This is a genomic window from Aeribacillus sp. FSL K6-2833 (assembly GCF_037965815.1).
GTDB classification, from domain to species: domain Bacteria; phylum Bacillota; class Bacilli; order Bacillales; family Aeribacillaceae; genus Aeribacillus; species Aeribacillus composti.
The window spans coordinates 2,530,839-2,545,530 of sequence record NZ_CP150189.1 but is presented as its reverse complement, the minus strand read 5'-3'; the positions used below and the strand labels follow the sequence as shown (position 1 = coordinate 2,545,530).

General features: G+C 37.6%; 15 protein-coding genes and 1 pseudogene. 8 read left to right on the top strand and 8 right to left on the bottom strand.

Translation table 11 applies throughout. The features are described 5' to 3' along the window. Positions 1-65: 65 nt before the first annotated feature. Positions 66-1,718, top strand: coding sequence for a bifunctional diguanylate cyclase/phosphodiesterase (locus tag NSQ94_RS12360; protein WP_063389389.1), 1,653 nt, complete (start codon positions 66-68; stop codon positions 1,716-1,718). A 133-nt stretch (positions 1,719-1,851) separates the two neighbouring features. Here NSQ94_RS12360 and NSQ94_RS12355 read toward each other — a convergent pair whose 3' ends face one another. Both NSQ94_RS12355 and NSQ94_RS12350 read right to left on the bottom strand, forming a co-directional pair. Then, on the bottom strand, positions 1,852-1,950 hold the full coding sequence (locus NSQ94_RS12355) for a YjcZ family sporulation protein (RefSeq protein WP_063389388.1): 99 nt from the start codon (positions 1,948-1,950) through the stop codon (positions 1,852-1,854). Between the two features lie 75 nt (positions 1,951-2,025). Beyond that, on the bottom strand, positions 2,026-3,825 hold the full coding sequence (locus tag NSQ94_RS12350) for a DNA ligase D (RefSeq protein WP_339229230.1): 1,800 nt from the start codon (positions 3,823-3,825) through the stop codon (positions 2,026-2,028). Between the two features lie 33 nt (positions 3,826-3,858). On the opposite strand from NSQ94_RS12350, the gene NSQ94_RS12345 reads away from it, so the two are divergent. Continuing rightward, positions 3,859-4,386, top strand: a complete 528-nt coding sequence (locus NSQ94_RS12345) for an HAD family hydrolase (RefSeq protein WP_063389386.1) — start codon at positions 3,859-3,861, stop codon at positions 4,384-4,386. Here NSQ94_RS12345 and NSQ94_RS12340 read toward each other — a convergent pair. The 3 genes from NSQ94_RS12340 to NSQ94_RS12330 form a co-directional block, all read right to left on the bottom strand. Beyond that, positions 4,383-5,225 (bottom strand): Ku protein, encoded by an 843-nt coding sequence (locus NSQ94_RS12340; protein ID WP_066250830.1) that lies wholly within the window; start codon positions 5,223-5,225, stop codon positions 4,383-4,385. The two genes, NSQ94_RS12345 and NSQ94_RS12340, sit on opposite strands and share 4 nt — an antisense overlap. Before the next feature lie 165 nt (positions 5,226-5,390). Next, positions 5,391-5,558: a twin-arginine translocase TatA/TatE family subunit gene (locus NSQ94_RS12335; RefSeq protein WP_063389384.1), complete on the bottom strand. Its 168-nt coding sequence runs from the start codon at positions 5,556-5,558 to the stop codon at positions 5,391-5,393. A gap of 175 nt (positions 5,559-5,733) precedes the next feature. Further along, a complete protein-coding gene (locus NSQ94_RS12330) occupies positions 5,734-5,928 on the bottom strand; it encodes an alpha/beta-type small acid-soluble spore protein (RefSeq protein WP_063389383.1) in 195 nt (64 codons plus the stop codon). Positions 5,929-6,302: 374 nt separating this feature from the next. On the opposite strand from NSQ94_RS12330, the gene NSQ94_RS12325 reads away from it, so the two are divergent. The 3 genes from NSQ94_RS12325 to NSQ94_RS12315 are packed head-to-tail and all read left to right on the top strand — an operon-like array spanning position 6,303 to position 9,296. Further along, positions 6,303-7,505 (top strand): glycine betaine/L-proline ABC transporter ATP-binding protein, encoded by a 1,203-nt coding sequence (locus tag NSQ94_RS12325; RefSeq protein ID WP_063389382.1) that lies wholly within the window; start codon positions 6,303-6,305, stop codon positions 7,503-7,505. Further along, entirely contained in the window at positions 7,495-8,355 is an 861-nt protein-coding gene (locus NSQ94_RS12320; protein WP_277986810.1) for a proline/glycine betaine ABC transporter permease, read from the top strand. Before NSQ94_RS12325 ends, NSQ94_RS12320 begins: the two co-directional genes overlap by 11 nt. Positions 8,356-8,405: 50 nt before the next feature. After that, entirely contained in the window at positions 8,406-9,296 is an 891-nt protein-coding gene (locus NSQ94_RS12315; RefSeq protein ID WP_066250827.1) for a glycine betaine ABC transporter substrate-binding protein, read from the top strand. A 302-nt stretch (positions 9,297-9,598) separates the two neighbouring features. On the opposite strand, the gene NSQ94_RS12310 is transcribed toward NSQ94_RS12315, so the two are convergent. Further along, positions 9,599-10,819 carry an IS110 family transposase gene (locus tag NSQ94_RS12310; RefSeq protein WP_063388609.1) on the bottom strand — a complete coding sequence of 407 codons (1,221 nt, stop codon included), beginning with the start codon at positions 10,817-10,819 and terminating at the stop codon, positions 9,599-9,601. 455 nt (positions 10,820-11,274) lie between these two features. On the opposite strand from NSQ94_RS12310, the gene NSQ94_RS12305 reads away from it, so the two are divergent. After that, positions 11,275-11,490: a DUF6366 family protein gene (locus NSQ94_RS12305; RefSeq protein ID WP_066250822.1), complete on the top strand. Its 216-nt coding sequence runs from the start codon at positions 11,275-11,277 to the stop codon at positions 11,488-11,490. On the opposite strand, the pseudogene NSQ94_RS12300 reads toward NSQ94_RS12305, so the two are convergent. Further along, a pseudogene (locus tag NSQ94_RS12300) lies at positions 11,462-12,010 on the bottom strand (IS1595 family transposase); the annotation flags it as partial. The gene NSQ94_RS12305 and the pseudogene NSQ94_RS12300 overlap by 29 nt on opposite strands. 82 nt (positions 12,011-12,092) lie before the next feature. Here NSQ94_RS12300 and NSQ94_RS12295 point away from each other — a divergent pair. Beyond that, positions 12,093-12,317 (top strand): hypothetical protein, encoded by a 225-nt coding sequence (locus NSQ94_RS12295; protein WP_063389379.1) that lies wholly within the window; start codon positions 12,093-12,095, stop codon positions 12,315-12,317. 39 nt (positions 12,318-12,356) lie between these two features. On the opposite strand, the gene NSQ94_RS12290 is transcribed toward NSQ94_RS12295, so the two are convergent. Continuing rightward, positions 12,357-13,061 carry a DUF1836 domain-containing protein gene (locus NSQ94_RS12290; protein ID WP_066250820.1) on the bottom strand — a complete coding sequence of 235 codons (705 nt, stop codon included), beginning with the start codon at positions 13,059-13,061 and terminating at the stop codon, positions 12,357-12,359. Positions 13,062-13,295: 234 nt separating this feature from the next. Here NSQ94_RS12290 and NSQ94_RS12285 point away from each other — a divergent pair, with 234 nt between their 5' ends. After that, entirely contained in the window at positions 13,296-14,651 is a 1,356-nt protein-coding gene (locus tag NSQ94_RS12285; protein ID WP_066250816.1) for a TrkH family potassium uptake protein, read from the top strand. Positions 14,652-14,692 lie beyond the last annotated feature (41 nt).

Below are 14,692 nucleotides of genomic sequence, written 5' to 3'. Positions count from 1 at the left end.
TGAATAAAGCTATGTTTATACCGATATAAAAAATGAGAACCCATAGTTGAGGAAGTGTTAAAATAATGGATCGCCTTTTTCAACAATTTTATGACCTCATTTTTCAATTTCACCCTGATATGATCGTTTTTTGTGATCCAAGCGGATTGGTCAAGGAAGGCAACCGAATGGCTGCGCATTTTTTGCAAAAGAAAGGTTCGATTTATCATTTTTTTCATACTTCATCCAGAAAAGAGATTCAGCATCTTTTTGAACAGGTGAGGATAACCGGCGAACCTGCAACTTTTGAGGCAGTTGTTGAGGAAACGCCTTCGTCCATCTTATGCCTTCCTTTATATAGCAATAATTTTTTTTATGGTTATGCGCTGATTATAAGAGATATTTCAAAAGTAAAGGAAGCGGATGAGAAGATTCAATATTTAACGCAATTTGACGATTTGACAAAGCTGCCAAATGAACAAGCTACTTTCAACCGTTTAGAGTATTTATGCCAAACAGAAAAAAATCCTGCTGCAGTTGTGAAGTTTCAAATTAACCGCTATAAATACATAAACGAAATTTTTGGGAAAGATATTAGTAATGAAGTGATTAAGTCATTTGCAAGGCAGTTAAGAAATATTTTTCCCGATACATACTTTATAGGTCGTCTGTCAAATGACGAGTTTTTAGTTATTGTTTACAATGTTGTAAATAAAGATGAGATGATTCGTGATATTGTGCATCGTATCAATAAGCTGGAAGATATACTTGTCATCAACGATTTGGAAATTTATTACGATTATAGCATTGGCATCGTGTTTTACCCGGTTCATGGAAGAACGCCGAAAACTTTAATTAAAAATAGTGAAATTGCTATCAAAATGGGGAAAGAAAAAAACGAGCGCATTGCCCAATTTAATAATCATAACAGCAAATCGATCGAACGAAGAATTTTTATAGAAAATGAGCTTTACAAAGCTGTGAAAAAAAGAGATTTATGTTTATATTATCAACCGATCGTCGATACAAAAGAAAAAAAAATTACCGGCTTTGAAGTGCTGCTCAGATGGAAACATAAAGAGCTTGGGATGATTCCCCCTTCAGAATTTATACCGATTGCGGAAGATACAGGGCTTATCGTAGAAATCGGCAAATGGAGCATGGAAAAAGCTTGCCAGCAATTAAAGGAATGGAGAGATAAGGGCTTCCGTGACTTGAAAATCAGTGTCAATTTATCTATTAAACAATTTTACCAGCATGATGTTGTGAAAATGATTACGGATTACTTGACGATGTATGAAATTCCGCCTGAATGCTTTGAGCTTGAATTTACCGAAACCGTCCCAATGTACAATTTTGAATGGTTTTTGGAAATCATCCGCAAGTTAAAGAAACTAAATATAGGTTTGAGCATCGATGATTTCGGAACTGGCTATAGTTCGCTCAGTTATTTAACGAAGCTGAAGCTGGATAAAATTAAAATTGACCGTTCTTTTATTCAAAACATTTATTTAGAGCACGACCATAATGTCGTTGTAAAAACGATCATTGCTCTAGCGCAAAATTTGAAGCTTTCCATTGTAGCGGAAGGCGTCGAAAAAAAAGAACAAGTATTTTTTCTGAATCGCCACCATTGTTTTCAAATGCAAGGTTTTTATTTCAGCAAGCCTGTTTCATCTGATGAAGCATTCCAACTTTTGCAAAATTGGCCTGAAAAGAAAAAGCAATTGTTCATTTGAAAATCTTGATCGTCGGACTTCGATTGATTGCTCTTAAAAAAACATTCTGCTTTTAACAGGTGAAACCGGCAATTTTGCCGGTTTCAACGAACGAATTAGCTCTGGCTTTTTTGAAAAAGCCGAAATGTAATATTTACCATCCCCACCAAGATGCTCCGACAATAATGAGAAGAATGAACAGAACGACGATTAACGCAAAGCCTCCGCCGTATCCTCCAGATACTCCAGACATATGAAAACCTCCTTGTGAAATGTTTTATTTCAGTTATAAACTATGCTGAAGAAGCTCAAGTTGTATAGGCGGTTTTCATAATAAATGCTCGACGATGGCTTTAATTTTTTCATGCTGATCGATGGAAAAATAATGTTTCATTGGACAAATACCTGATTTTACCCTGTTGATGCAGTAGTCCATTGTAAAAGATTCGGCATCAAGCTGTTCATTGACTTCATTCCAATGAAGCGGAGCGGCAACCGTTCCATTTTCGACTCCTCTGACGGAATAAGGTGAAATGATCGTTTTTCCCTCTGCATGCTGTAAAAAGTCAATATAAAGGCGGCTGCCCCGTTTTTTCTTCAAGCGTTCAATCGTAAATTCGTTCGGATGCTGTTCGGCTAAATAATTAGCGAAAAAAGACGTAAACCGCCTCGTTTCCTCATATGAGAAAATATTGGTGCCGATCGGAATATGAACTTGAATTCCTTTGTTTCCGGAAAGCTTTGGAAAGGAGGCAATCTCAAACCGATCTAAACATTCCTTCAGCTTGTTTGCAGCATAGATAGCCAAATGAAATTCGTTTTTTGACGGCGGATCTAAATCAAATACAATTTCCGCCGGCTGTTTTTCCTTCCACGTATTAAAGGGGATATGAAATTCAATTGCGAGCTGGTTGCCAAGCCACATAAGCGTTTTTTTATCATTGCAAATGATATAATGAATCCCGTCGATTGTTTTTGTCTGAATAAATTCCGGGGCATAATCAGGACAATTTTTTTGAAAAAATGCTTCTCCCAACAAACCGTGCGGATAGCGGATCACCGTTAAGGGGCGGTCTTTTAAAAATGGAAGCATATAATCGGATATTTCCAATAAATAAAGCAAAAAATCTTGTTTTTGTATATCATATTTCGGCCAAAGAGGTTTTTCAATATGTGTGACAGCCACATCTTTGACATTGGCTTCAGCCATTTTCAGCTGCAAAAAAGTGCAGTCTGTCCAATCATGTTCCAATGCAAAGGAATGGAAAGAAGGTTCTCTTAAACTGCCGCTGTCAATGGAAAGAAACCGTACTTTCATGCAAATGGCCGGCTCTATAGTATATAGGTGGTTTTCCTTTTTTCCTTTCTTTTTTATAATCTCCAACAACGCTTGTTTTTGGTTGTCAGGCATACCGTGAGAAAAAACGCCGGCTTGCACAATTGCTCCTTTATGATGAACAGAAATATGTATGTAGCCGTTGTTTGAATCAAATCCAGTGACAAAAAAGAGCGCTTCTTTAAAGTTTTTGATTTTCAGCCATTGTGATGTTCTTTTCTTGTTCTCATATGTGCTTAACATATGTTTGCAAACAACGCCTTCTCCTTCATGCTGGACAATTTTTTCCCATAATTGGGAAAACTGATGATATGCTTGAATCATTTGGATCGGGATCGGATTCTCTGGACTAACATGCAGCGGTAAACCGAGTTGTTTAAATACGGAGGATAGTAGTTCTTTTCGGTTGGAAAGGGGTTTTTTTGTTATATCCTCTCCTTGCAGCAAAAGTATATCGAAAACGAGAAGCTGATATGCTTCGGTCGTTTCATCGCTTTTTCTTTTCCATTTTCTTTTTAAAGAGGCAACATCAGCGGAAAAAGCTGTTTTGAGCATAACAAGCTCTCCGTCCAAAACAAGCGGAAAAAAAGGACGCCATTTTTCTATTTGTCTTTCGATAAAATGTTTAATTTCCGGGAACGATGGGGATAAATCGTTTCCATTTCGGCTCATGAGAGAAATACGGTCTTCGTCAGCTTGCAATATCGCGCGAAAACCATCATATTTTGGCTCATATAGCCATTGCTCCCCTTCCGGAATATGGAAAGATAATGTCGGCATCATCGGTTGCATAGTGTTCACCCTTAAAGATTGGAGGATAGATTTGTGAAAAATGCAGTTTTTTTAGACAGAGACGGCGTTGTAAATGAAGTGATGACCAATCGTGTCCGTTTCGTAAATAAGCCTGAAGATTTTTATTTGTTAAAAGGAGCAGCTGAAGCTGTTGCGCTTTTGAACAGATCCAATTTTGACGTTTTCGTTGTCACAAATCAGGGCGGAATCGGATTAGGATACATGTCAGAAAAAATGCTCCACAAAATCCATGAAAAAATGGTTCGTGAAATTGAAAAAAAAGGCGGAACGATTAAAGAGGTTGCCTATTGTCCCCACGCACCTAAAGAAGGCTGCGCCTGCCGTAAGCCGGAGCCAAAGATGATTGTTGATTTGGCAAAGAAATATAACATCAATATAGAGAACAGTTATATGATTGGCGATCGTGAAGTAGATATCGCTGCCGGAAAGGCTGCAGGAGCTAAAACGATATTAGTAGGCAGCCGCCATCAAGAAAAAATAGCTGATTTTCATTTTCCGGATTTGCTGTCGGCCGCCCGCTTTATTGTCCGGCAAAGCTAAGCTTTTTTGCGGGTCGTTTTCGTTTTTTTGCCTGCTGCTCCGCTTTTTTCTTCTCCCTTTTTATTTAATGATTTTGAGCGTTCGATGCTTGCCTCAAGCGCACTCATTAAATCGACTACGTTCTTTTTTGGAGACGGTTCAGCCGTTTTTGTTTCGTTTTGCTGTACTTTTTCTTCAATTTTTTCTTGAATCCGCAAACGGTATTCATCTTGATATTTCTCCGGTTGGAACGTTGTTGTCAGCTGATCGATAAGCAGCATGGCAGCGTCCAGCTCTTTTTTTTCAATATTGGTATTTTGAGGAACCCCGGGAACGTCACGGGCGTTTCGCACTTCATCTGGATAATGAATCGTTTCCATTAAAATGACGTCCTCATATGTCCGGATGACAGCCAATTGTTGTTTAGAGCGCATTGAAATCTTTCCAATTCCAATCTTCCCTGATTGTTTCAATGCTTCACGAAGCAATGCATACACTTTTTGTCCGTTTTCGCCTGGACCGATATAATATGACCGGTTAAAATAAATCGGATCAATTTCCGGCAAATTCACGAAATCGACGATTTCAACCGTTTTGTCTTCATTTTCTTCCTTCAGAGCTGCTAATTCCTCATCTGTTAAAATAATGAATTTGCCTTGTACATATTCGAACCCTTTCACAATGTCATCGTTGCCAACTTCTTCGTCGCAGTTTGGACAACGTTTTGCGTATTGAATTGGGGTATGGCATTTTTTGTGAAGCTGACGAAATTTCATATCCTTGTCTTCTGTAGCAGAAAACAGTTTGACCGGGATGTTGACGAGCCCGAAGGATATGGAACCTTTCCACATTGTATGCATATTCATTCCGCCTTTCCGTAAGTTACCTTTTCTTTCTCTTTATTTTTTGCGAAAGGATCAGAATGATTTGTGTTAAAAAATGTAAGTTAAATACTCGAAAAACGGTTCATACAAATTCCGAAAAAAGAAAAAATCGGCAATTTGCCGATTTTACGGTTGAACCAATTATTTTTTTTCATTTTTTTCTTCTTCGTCAAGAATTCCTTTTGTAGCCAGCTTGAATTCCCGCAGCGTTTTTCCTGCTGCTTTTCCAAGCTCCGGAAGCTTGCTCGGTCCAAAAAGCAAAAGTGCAACGAAAATGATTAAAATAAATTCTGTCCAACCAATTCCCATGTTCTATTCCTCCTAAAAAATGTTCCATTTCATGCCGTTATGCAATCGGAACATGAACAAATAAAACTTATGAAACATCATCCAACATCATTTTACCCTAAACAATATGAAAAATGAAGCATTTGGACGAACATGGGAAAGGATAAAATGTTTGTATTATTTACAAAAGTCTATTTTAAGGCTGTTTTCCGCTAAAATCAGCCTGAGCTTGTGCAATTAAACGCTTTGTCATTTCTCCTCCAACAGATCCGTTTGCGCGTGAGGTAGTATTTGAACCAAGGTGGACACCAAACTCTTGCGCGATTTCCATTTTAAATTGTTCAAGAGCTTGTTCAACTCCTGGAACAATTAATTGATTTCGCCTTGCCATTCGAATTCAACTCCTTTTTGCCTGTTTACGCATAGTTTGCAAAAAAGAAGTGATCTGATGTGTGGAACTTGTTGGTTAAAAATAAACAATGTAGTTGACCGTAAAATGTTGATATTGGTATGAATTTACCAGCATATAAAAGGAAATGTAAGAAAACTATATAAAAAAACTATTCAGTACAAACTGATAATTAAATATAAGAGATATCCGCTATATACCGCGTTTGTGTCCATCAAGAAAAATTAGTTATACTTATAAAGCAACGAATCGTTCGGGTTTACATATTTTTATTATGAGCTATTAAAGCTTAGTATGACAATTTTATCGGCGTATTATTTTGAAAGTATTGAATTTTAGAAAAAAGGGGTGGAAAAATGCCGATCATTGAGGTGAAAAATTTAACAAAAATTTTTGGTAAAAACCCCGCTCAAGCATTGAAGCTATTAGATGAAGGATTTTCAAAGCATGAAATTTTACAAAAAACCGGACATACAGTGGGAGTGAATCGCGCTTCCTTTTCCGTTGAGGCTGGAGAAATTTTCGTCATTATGGGGTTGTCTGGAAGCGGCAAATCAACATTGATAAGATTGCTCAACCGGTTGATTGAACCGACTAAAGGAAGCATTTTTATCGATGGGGACAATTTATCAAAAATGGATAAAAAATCATTGCGAGAGGTGCGGAGAAAAAAAATCAGCATGGTTTTTCAACGATTTGCCCTATTTCCGCACCGAACGGTTTTAGAAAATGCAGAATTCGGACTTGAAATTCAAAAGGTCCCAAAAGAAGAACGAAGGGAGAAGGCAATCAAAGCGCTTGAAATGGTCGGATTAGGACAATATTTGGAGCAAAAGCCTAATCAGCTGTCAGGCGGAATGCAGCAGCGCGTAGGACTTGCGAGAGCATTGGCAAATGATCCTGAAGTGCTGTTGATGGATGAGGCCTTTTCAGCCTTGGATCCGCTTATCCGAAAAGAAATGCAGGATGAATTGCTCGATCTTCAAGGGACGATGAAGAAAACCATTATATTTATTACACATGATTTAGATGAAGCTTTGCGGCTTGGAGACCGGATTGCCTTAATGAAAGACGGATCGATTGTGCAAATCGGTACGCCCGAAGAGATTTTAATGAATCCGGCAAACGACTATGTCGAAAAATTCGTTGAAGATGTAGACAGATCGAAAATATTGACGGCGCAGCATATTATGAAACGGCCCGAAACGATCAATATTGAAAAGCATGGACCGCGTGTTGCATTGGAAAGAATGAGAGAAGAAGGGATATCCACCATTTTCGTTGTTGACAGCAAACGGAATCTAAAAGGTTATGTAACAGCTGATGATGCATCAGAAGCAAGAAAAAAAGATGTTCGTGATATTGAAGAAATATTGCGGACAAATGTTCCGAAGGTTGAAAAGGACACTCCAATGTATGATATTTTTACGGTCATCCACGACTCGCCGATACCAGTAGCAGTAGTCGAAAAGGAAAAATTAATAGGGATCATCGTTCGCGGGTCAGTCATCGCGGCTCTTGCAGGTGAAAGCGAGGTGAGCACAAACAGTGCTGAATAATGTGTTGGATTTTGTTCCGAAAATTCCAGTTGCGGAAAAGATCAAACAATTTACGGACTGGGTGACAAATTCTTTTTCGTTTTTGTTTGATCCGTTAAAAAAATATTTTGAGGATTTAATGGAATATGTGGCGGATTTGTTGGGGGCTGTGCCGCCTGTTCTAGTCATATTGATCGTTGCCGTTATTGCCTTTTTTATAAGCGGAAAAAAGTTTGGCCTGCCGGCATTTTCCATCGTCGGCCTTTGGTTTATTTACAACCAAGAGCTTTGGGATCATTTAATAAGTACATTTACTTTAGTTTTGATCGCAAGTTTATTATCCGTCATCATCGGTATTCCAATAGGTATTTTAATGTCTAAAAGCAGAACAGCGGAAGCAATGATTACTCCTATCTTGGATTTTATGCAAACGATGCCTGCATTTGTCTACTTAATACCTGCCGTTGCTTTTTTTGGCATCGGCATGGTGCCGGGAGTGTTTGCATCATTAATTTTCGCGACACCTCCTACCGTTCGTTTTACGAATTTAGGAATTCGCCAGGTGCCGAAAGAATTGATTGAAGCTTCTGATGCATTCGGTAGCACAGCAGTTCAAAAACTATTTAAAGTAGAACTGCCGATGGCGAGAGCCACAATTATGGCCGGAATCAATCAAACCGTCATGCTGGCATTATCAATGGTTGTCATTGCCTCGATGATTGGAGCGCCGGGTCTTGGAAGAAACGTGTTATCCGCTTTGCAGCGCGCTCAAATTGGTCCCGGATTTGTTGCAGGTATCGGTATTGTCATATTAGCCATCATTATCGACCGCTTCACTCAAAGCATGAACAAGAAGCATGATCATGTATAGCAAGTTGGTCTCTTTTCGAATTGAAAAATTAAAAAGGAGTTTTGATATTTATGTTTAAACGAATTTGGAAACGCCTAGGACTTGTTGCCGGAATTTCCTTGTCGCTTTTAGTGGCTGGCTGCGGATCAAACGGGGGATCTGAAGGCGGGGCGGCAGATGAAGGAAAAATAAAATTGGTTTACGTGGAATGGGATACGGAAGTCGCCTCCGCCCATGTCATCAAAAAAGTTTTAGAAGATCAAGGATTCGATGTGGACATTACACCTGTTGATAATGCTGTTATGTGGGAATCTGTTGCAAAAGGTGAGGCAGACGGCATGGTTGCCGCCTGGCTGCCGGCTACTCACGGAGATTTATATGAAGAATATAAAGATCAGCTGGAGGATTTAGGTCCAAACTTGGAGGGTGCGAAAATCGGGCTCGTCGTTCCGAAATATATGGACATTCAATCAATTGAAGAGCTCGATCAATATGCTGGCAAATTAAACAAAACGATTACAGGCATTGAACCTGGAGCGGGCGTTGTAAAATCAGCGGAAAACGCTGTTAAAACATATGAAAGCCTAAAAGGCTGGCAAGTCCAAACATCTTCAAGCGGAGCTATGGCAACGGCTTTAGGGGAAGCTTATAAAAATAAAGAACCAATTGTCGTTACAGGCTGGTCCCCGCATTGGAAATTTGCTGCATATGACTTAAAATTTTTGGAAGATCCGAAAGGCTCCTTTGGGAAAGAAGAACATATATCCACAATCGTTCGAAAGGGATTAAAAGAAGATATGCCGAAAGCATATAAAATTTTGGATCAATTCTCATGGACTGCTGAAGATATTGAACAAGTCATGTTGGAAATTTCAGAAGGCAGTGATCCTGCTAAAGCAGCAGAAGATTGGGTCGAAGCAAATCAAGGTAAAGTGGCAGAATGGACAAAAGGTGTGGAATGATCTATTTTAAGAGGGGCTGTACAGAAAGTCAAATCGCCATTGAAAACAAAAAATCATAAACACCGATATATCAACGTTTCTAACACATTAATGGGGGCGTCAATAAGCCGTAAAAACGACTTATTAGACACCCCCTTTCTTACCTCTAGTCAAGTATTTTTTATTAAATAATTTGGTTAATATAGATTTTATTTTGGAAGGAAGGGGGACCCCTTCCTTCCAAAATAAATTTTCGCATGACAAATAGACCTCACGATTTCCATTTTTTTCGTCAGGTCTTTGTGATATAATCTTACTTACGATTACTGATGCATTGTTGCCTTTTCGTAATCGTATTTCAGATTATGTGTGATAAGGTGATAAGCCGATTTCAAGAACTTATTCACGCATGCTATGGACGCAACTTTATGAGGTTTCCTCTGGGGTTGCGTTTTTAATTTATCATAATAATCTACAATATGATTTTGTGTGTTTTTCCGTAGTTGGATCATGGTCTGGATCATGTAAAATAGAATCTTTCTAAGTTTGTTATTTCCTCTTTTATTAATCTTGTCTTTATAAAAGGTATTCCCAGATTGATATCTCATAATATCAATACCGACGTAAGCATTCAGTTGTTTATGGTTTTTGAATCGTCGAATATCTCCTAATTCTCCAATTAAACGAACTGCAGTCGTTTCTCCGATTCCTGGAAATGAAATTAAAATCTGATACTCTTGTTTATCTTTCGATAATTTAACCATCTTTTGGACAAGTTGATCTCTTTTCTCCTTCAAGTCTGCAATCCGTTTGGCATAATCCCGCACTTGTTCACAGCGAATATCATCTTTTGAAATTGCTGGATACGCTTCTTTTGCTGCTTCGATTAAAGCGATCCCTTTTTCTTCAGCACGTGCCAATGATAAGTTTTTTCTTGTGTTGGCTTTTAAACGATTACGAATCACTGTTTTTGAACAAACTAACACATGATCCGGATGAGGGTATAATTGAACGACATTCAAAAATAAAGCAGAACGTTTACTGAATAGCTTTTCTAACTCGGGAAAACTCAATTGTAGAATCGCATGTAAACGACTATATAAATGCGTCATTTCACTACTTAATTCATCATAATATCTCGTCATTGCACGCATTTGTTTATAATATTCCCCTTCTTGATAAGTTTGTTCACGTTCAACTCTAAAGTGAGTTTTCGCAAGTTCATGAGCGTCGCTTTTATCTGTTTTTTGTCTCCTCATTGAAGCCATTTGAATATTCGCTTCGAGTGGGTTAACTCGATAATACATATAACCTTGATCACCTAAGAATCGTTCTAGTGGTTTTGAATATACGCCTGTTGCTTCAAAGACAATATCAGGTGCCTGTGCATCTTTTTGTGTTAAAGATATAAGGGTTTCGTTTAATTTCTCGAAAGAGTAGCGGTTATGGGTTATTTCACCCTCATATTCGCATTGACGATAACGGTCATAAATGACCATTGTACTTTTCCCCATACTGACATCAAATGCCACTACGTGTTTCATATTTTCTGCCTCTCCTTTTTAGCCAAACATAGAAGTTCTTCACATTGCCTTATTGATTCCATTTTCTTATACACGGTCTCTTCGGACCCAACATACTAAACTGATTCAAATAAGGATGTGAAGTTGGTCTGTTTTTAATACGGACTCTATTTGGTCCCAGGGGATGTTCGACCTTCCTTCACTTCTACTATAAAAAAATAGTAGCACAAACCTTGGCCTAGGTCTGTACTACTAATGTTAGTATGTTTTATCATTTTTACATGGTCCGGAGCGCCTTTAGTTTTGATCATTTCAATTGTTTATTTTTAGTAATGGCTGTTCTCTAAAAGATTTTTTTATATGAAAATTTGTTAAATTACCATAATGTGTTAAAATCATCTTATAAACCTTAAGGTAAGATTTATGTAAAGAGTATGAAGAACATATGTTAGCATTACAAAAATGGGGGTGTGATAATGAGCGAAGACAAAGAAACACCTGGAAGAAGACGAGAAAAACAAAGACGAGAAGAATTAATACGAAACCCAACTGGAAATATAAAAGATGCGTTTAATAGGGCTGAAACTGGAAACCTTGCTGATTTAGTAGCTAGTTTAGGTTGGAAGGGTACTGGAATACTTATCCTTGCGATCATAATAGGTTTTATAGCCGCATCAATATTCTTAAAGTAAGGAGAGTGCTTTGAGGTCTTTTATTAGTACTTCTTAATAATTCCACAGTTGTATAATTTGATTTTTGACAAGCTGAAATAAGCATTTGCTCTAACACGTTTATCAAATGTTAAATCCTTTCTTTATTAATCAACGGAACTAATAAAGGCAGTGATCCAAATAACGAGTTCCAACCCTTTAGAACCTTTCCACCCAACTTTTCAAGCGATTGTGGAAATTGTTAACGTGTTGAATATGATAAATTCCTTCCTTAACACGTTGCATTTGGCGTTCATTGACCAACACCCCCTTCAATTTGGCAAGCTTCTTATAATTCGTTGCTGTATCAGTGCATAGCAAAGCGGAAGGTGAATAAACTCACCTATCACAGTTCAATTTCTTCGGCTTTAACACGCCCTGTTCCTGTTTTTCGAGCAATCATATTGCCATTTCTATCTTGTGCTGCGACAACTGCAATTGTAAAATTAGAAATCCCTCTTTTCTTATCTTTCTTGCCACATTTCTTAACTTTTCTATGTGATTTCACGCTCCCTTAAAAATGTTGCCCTTTGCCGTTTCTTTGTTATTATATAGGTATTGGCTGCTATAAGGAGGGGACTTATTTGAATCATCAAAAAAATGATGTTTATCTTAACATGATGGAAAATAGCTTACAAAGAATTTCAAACCATTTTCATGAAATGGTCAAGATGATGGAAGAAAAAATGGATTTTACATACGAACGTTATACAGCTTTTGAACGAATGAAAAAGGAATTGCTTGAAGACATGAGGGCTCTCGAATTTTACATAAAAGGTTCGGCTAAAAGTAGTCAAGCCCGAAAATAACGTTCGGGAATTGCACAACCGCAATTCCCGATCTAAAAGTTAGTTATTATCTATTTTTTTCGATTCGCTTTCTTTATCAATGAACGCTTTTGCCCTTGTTTGAAAATGATACGTTAAAACAGCCAATACCGCAGCAACCGTCACATGGCAAATGCTGTCGATTTGAGCTTCCGATAAAGAAGTTTGCTTTTGAAGAAGCCTTTTTGTTTGTACGAAAAGTTTTTTTTCAAACTGCCGGTTGTTGTCGATCTCGACATTTTTTACTTGTTCCAACACATCTGTATATAATTTATAAAACATTAACGGACTGATTAAATCATCATTCCGGTCGGAAATCGTATTAAAAACTTTCATCAATAAGGAACGGACAGTTTCAAAGTCGAATATGGTTTTTAAATCTTTTACAATTAACAATAAAGCAGCTTGTTCGACCGAATATTTTTTTCCAAGTTCAGGAGGACCGATGATTTCTTTTATATCACGCTTGACCCAATTTTGAACGGAAGTTGATTTCAAGGAAGTTAGTTCGCAAAAATTTCCTAAGATGACGATTTCATTCGTTGACAGTCCAAGCTCTCCTTTGTCTCTTTGTTTGCTCAATTTTTTGATGAAGCCAGGTATTTGGTTTGTTTGATCAGAGGGCAATTGTTGTTTCATCACTTCTTCAGGGGATAATTCGTGTATTCCTTTTAAAGATAGTAATAATTGAACCATAACGGAACGACGCAATTGAATTTTTCCCATAACATCCCCCTTTATTAAACAGCCTACCCTTATTTTTAATAAAAAGATATAAAAAAACAAGCATTTTATATGGAATTAATAAGTTCAGATAAATTTTTCTTGAGTATGAATTTGTAGAAATTGGCACAATAACAAATTTTTCAGTTTCGATGATCAAAATTGGAAAAACCTCTTTAAAAAAACTTGTACTTTCTTTATGATAGTATGAGCAGTAAAAAAAAGGATTGAACAAGGATGCTAGTAAATATTCGTAATCGATTAGTTTCACTATCACCAGCTCAGATGCTTGCTATTTTTTATTTTTTAGCTATCACTGTTGCGGTCATTTTGCTCAGTTTGCCGTTTGTTCACAAACCGGATGCCGAATGGACGTTTTTGGATGCATTGTTTACTGCTGTTAGTGCAGTAAGTGTAACAGGGCTGACAACTGTTTCAATCATTGATACGTTTACCGTTCCGGGGATTTTTATTTTAATGATTGTTCTCCAAATTGGCGGCATCGGCATCATGACGTTGGGCACATTGTTTTGGTTCGTTTTAGGCAAAAAAATAGGCTTAAGGGAACGTCAGTTGATCATGGTTGATCAAAATCAATTGAATTTGTCCGGCATTGTAAATTTAATGAGGCAAATTATGTTGATGATTTTGATTATTGAACTGATCGGCACCATCATATTAGGCACATATTATTTAAAATATTTTCCGGAATGGAAGGAAGCTTATTTGCATGGCATGTTTTCTGCCATCAGCGCCACAACGAATGCCGGCTTTGATATAAGCGGTTCGTCGCTTGTACCTTTTGCACATGATTATTTTGTCCAAATGGTTCATATTATTTTAATGACGCTGGGAGCTATCGGATTTCCAGTTTTGATTGAGACAAAAAACTTTATTTTGACAATTGGAACAAAAAGGACATACCGGTTTTCTTTGTACACAAAATTGACAACTGTGACTTTTTTCGCATTGGTCGTTATTGGAACAATCCTGATCTATCTAATAGAATCAAGCAATTATTTATCTGATAAAAGTTTTCTCGAATCTTTCTTCTATGCTCTGTTTCAATCAGCTACCACAAGGAGCACAGGGCTTTATACAATGGATGTCAGCATGTTCAGCGAGACGACTTTGCTGATTATGTCCATATTTATGTTTATAGGTGCTTCGCCAAGCTCTGTGGGTGGCGGTGTCAGAACGACTACCGTTGCAGTCATTTTGCTAGTTGCCTTTCATTTTGCGAAAGGCTCCAGCACGGTGAAAGTATTTAAACGGGAAATACACCCAGATGATATAAAAAAATCAATTGCCGTTATGACAGTTTCTGTTATTTTGTGCTTAACTTCGATTGTCATATTATCTGCAACAGAACGGTTTACGTTAATGGAAATTATCTTTGAAGTTTGTTCAGCCTTTGGAACAACAGGGCTTTCGCTTGGCATTACATCTGAACTTAGTCCGATCGGAAAAATCATAATCATGATCATGATGTTTATTGGTCGGATCGGCATTTTATCGTTTATTTTTTTAATTGGAAAACAGAGGAAGGAAGCCAATTATCATTATCCAAAAGAGCGGGTAATTATTGGATAAAAAAGAATTGTCATAAAATCATAGGGGAGAGGGGGAATTTT

Excerpts from the sequence above, each read along its gene's own strand:
- NSQ94_RS12315 (WP_066250827.1), top strand. The coding sequence starts at position 8,406 with ATGTTTAAACGAATTTGGAAACGCCTAGGACTTGTTGCCGGAATTTCC.
- NSQ94_RS12305 (WP_066250822.1), top strand. The coding sequence starts at position 11,275 with ATGAGCGAAGACAAAGAAACACCTGGAAGAAGACGAGAAAAACAAAGA.
- NSQ94_RS12340 (WP_066250830.1), bottom strand. The coding sequence starts at position 5,225 with ATGCATACAATGTGGAAAGGTTCCATATCCTTCGGGCTCGTCAACATC.
- NSQ94_RS12310 (WP_063388609.1), bottom strand. The coding sequence starts at position 10,819 with ATGAAACACGTAGTGGCATTTGATGTCAGTATGGGGAAAAGTACAATG.
- NSQ94_RS12285 (WP_066250816.1), top strand. The coding sequence starts at position 13,296 with ATGCTAGTAAATATTCGTAATCGATTAGTTTCACTATCACCAGCTCAG.
- NSQ94_RS12330 (WP_063389383.1), bottom strand. The coding sequence starts at position 5,928 with ATGGCAAGGCGAAATCAATTAATTGTTCCAGGAGTTGAACAAGCTCTT.
- NSQ94_RS12350 (WP_339229230.1), bottom strand. The coding sequence starts at position 3,825 with ATGCAACCGATGATGCCGACATTATCTTTCCATATTCCGGAAGGGGAG.
- NSQ94_RS12360 (WP_063389389.1), top strand. The coding sequence starts at position 66 with ATGGATCGCCTTTTTCAACAATTTTATGACCTCATTTTTCAATTTCAC.
- NSQ94_RS12290 (WP_066250820.1), bottom strand. The coding sequence starts at position 13,061 with ATGGGAAAAATTCAATTGCGTCGTTCCGTTATGGTTCAATTATTACTA.
- NSQ94_RS12335 (WP_063389384.1), bottom strand. The coding sequence starts at position 5,558 with ATGGGAATTGGTTGGACAGAATTTATTTTAATCATTTTCGTTGCACTT.
- NSQ94_RS12325 (WP_063389382.1), top strand. The coding sequence starts at position 6,303 with ATGCCGATCATTGAGGTGAAAAATTTAACAAAAATTTTTGGTAAAAAC.
- NSQ94_RS12355 (WP_063389388.1), bottom strand. The coding sequence starts at position 1,950 with ATGTCTGGAGTATCTGGAGGATACGGCGGAGGCTTTGCGTTAATCGTC.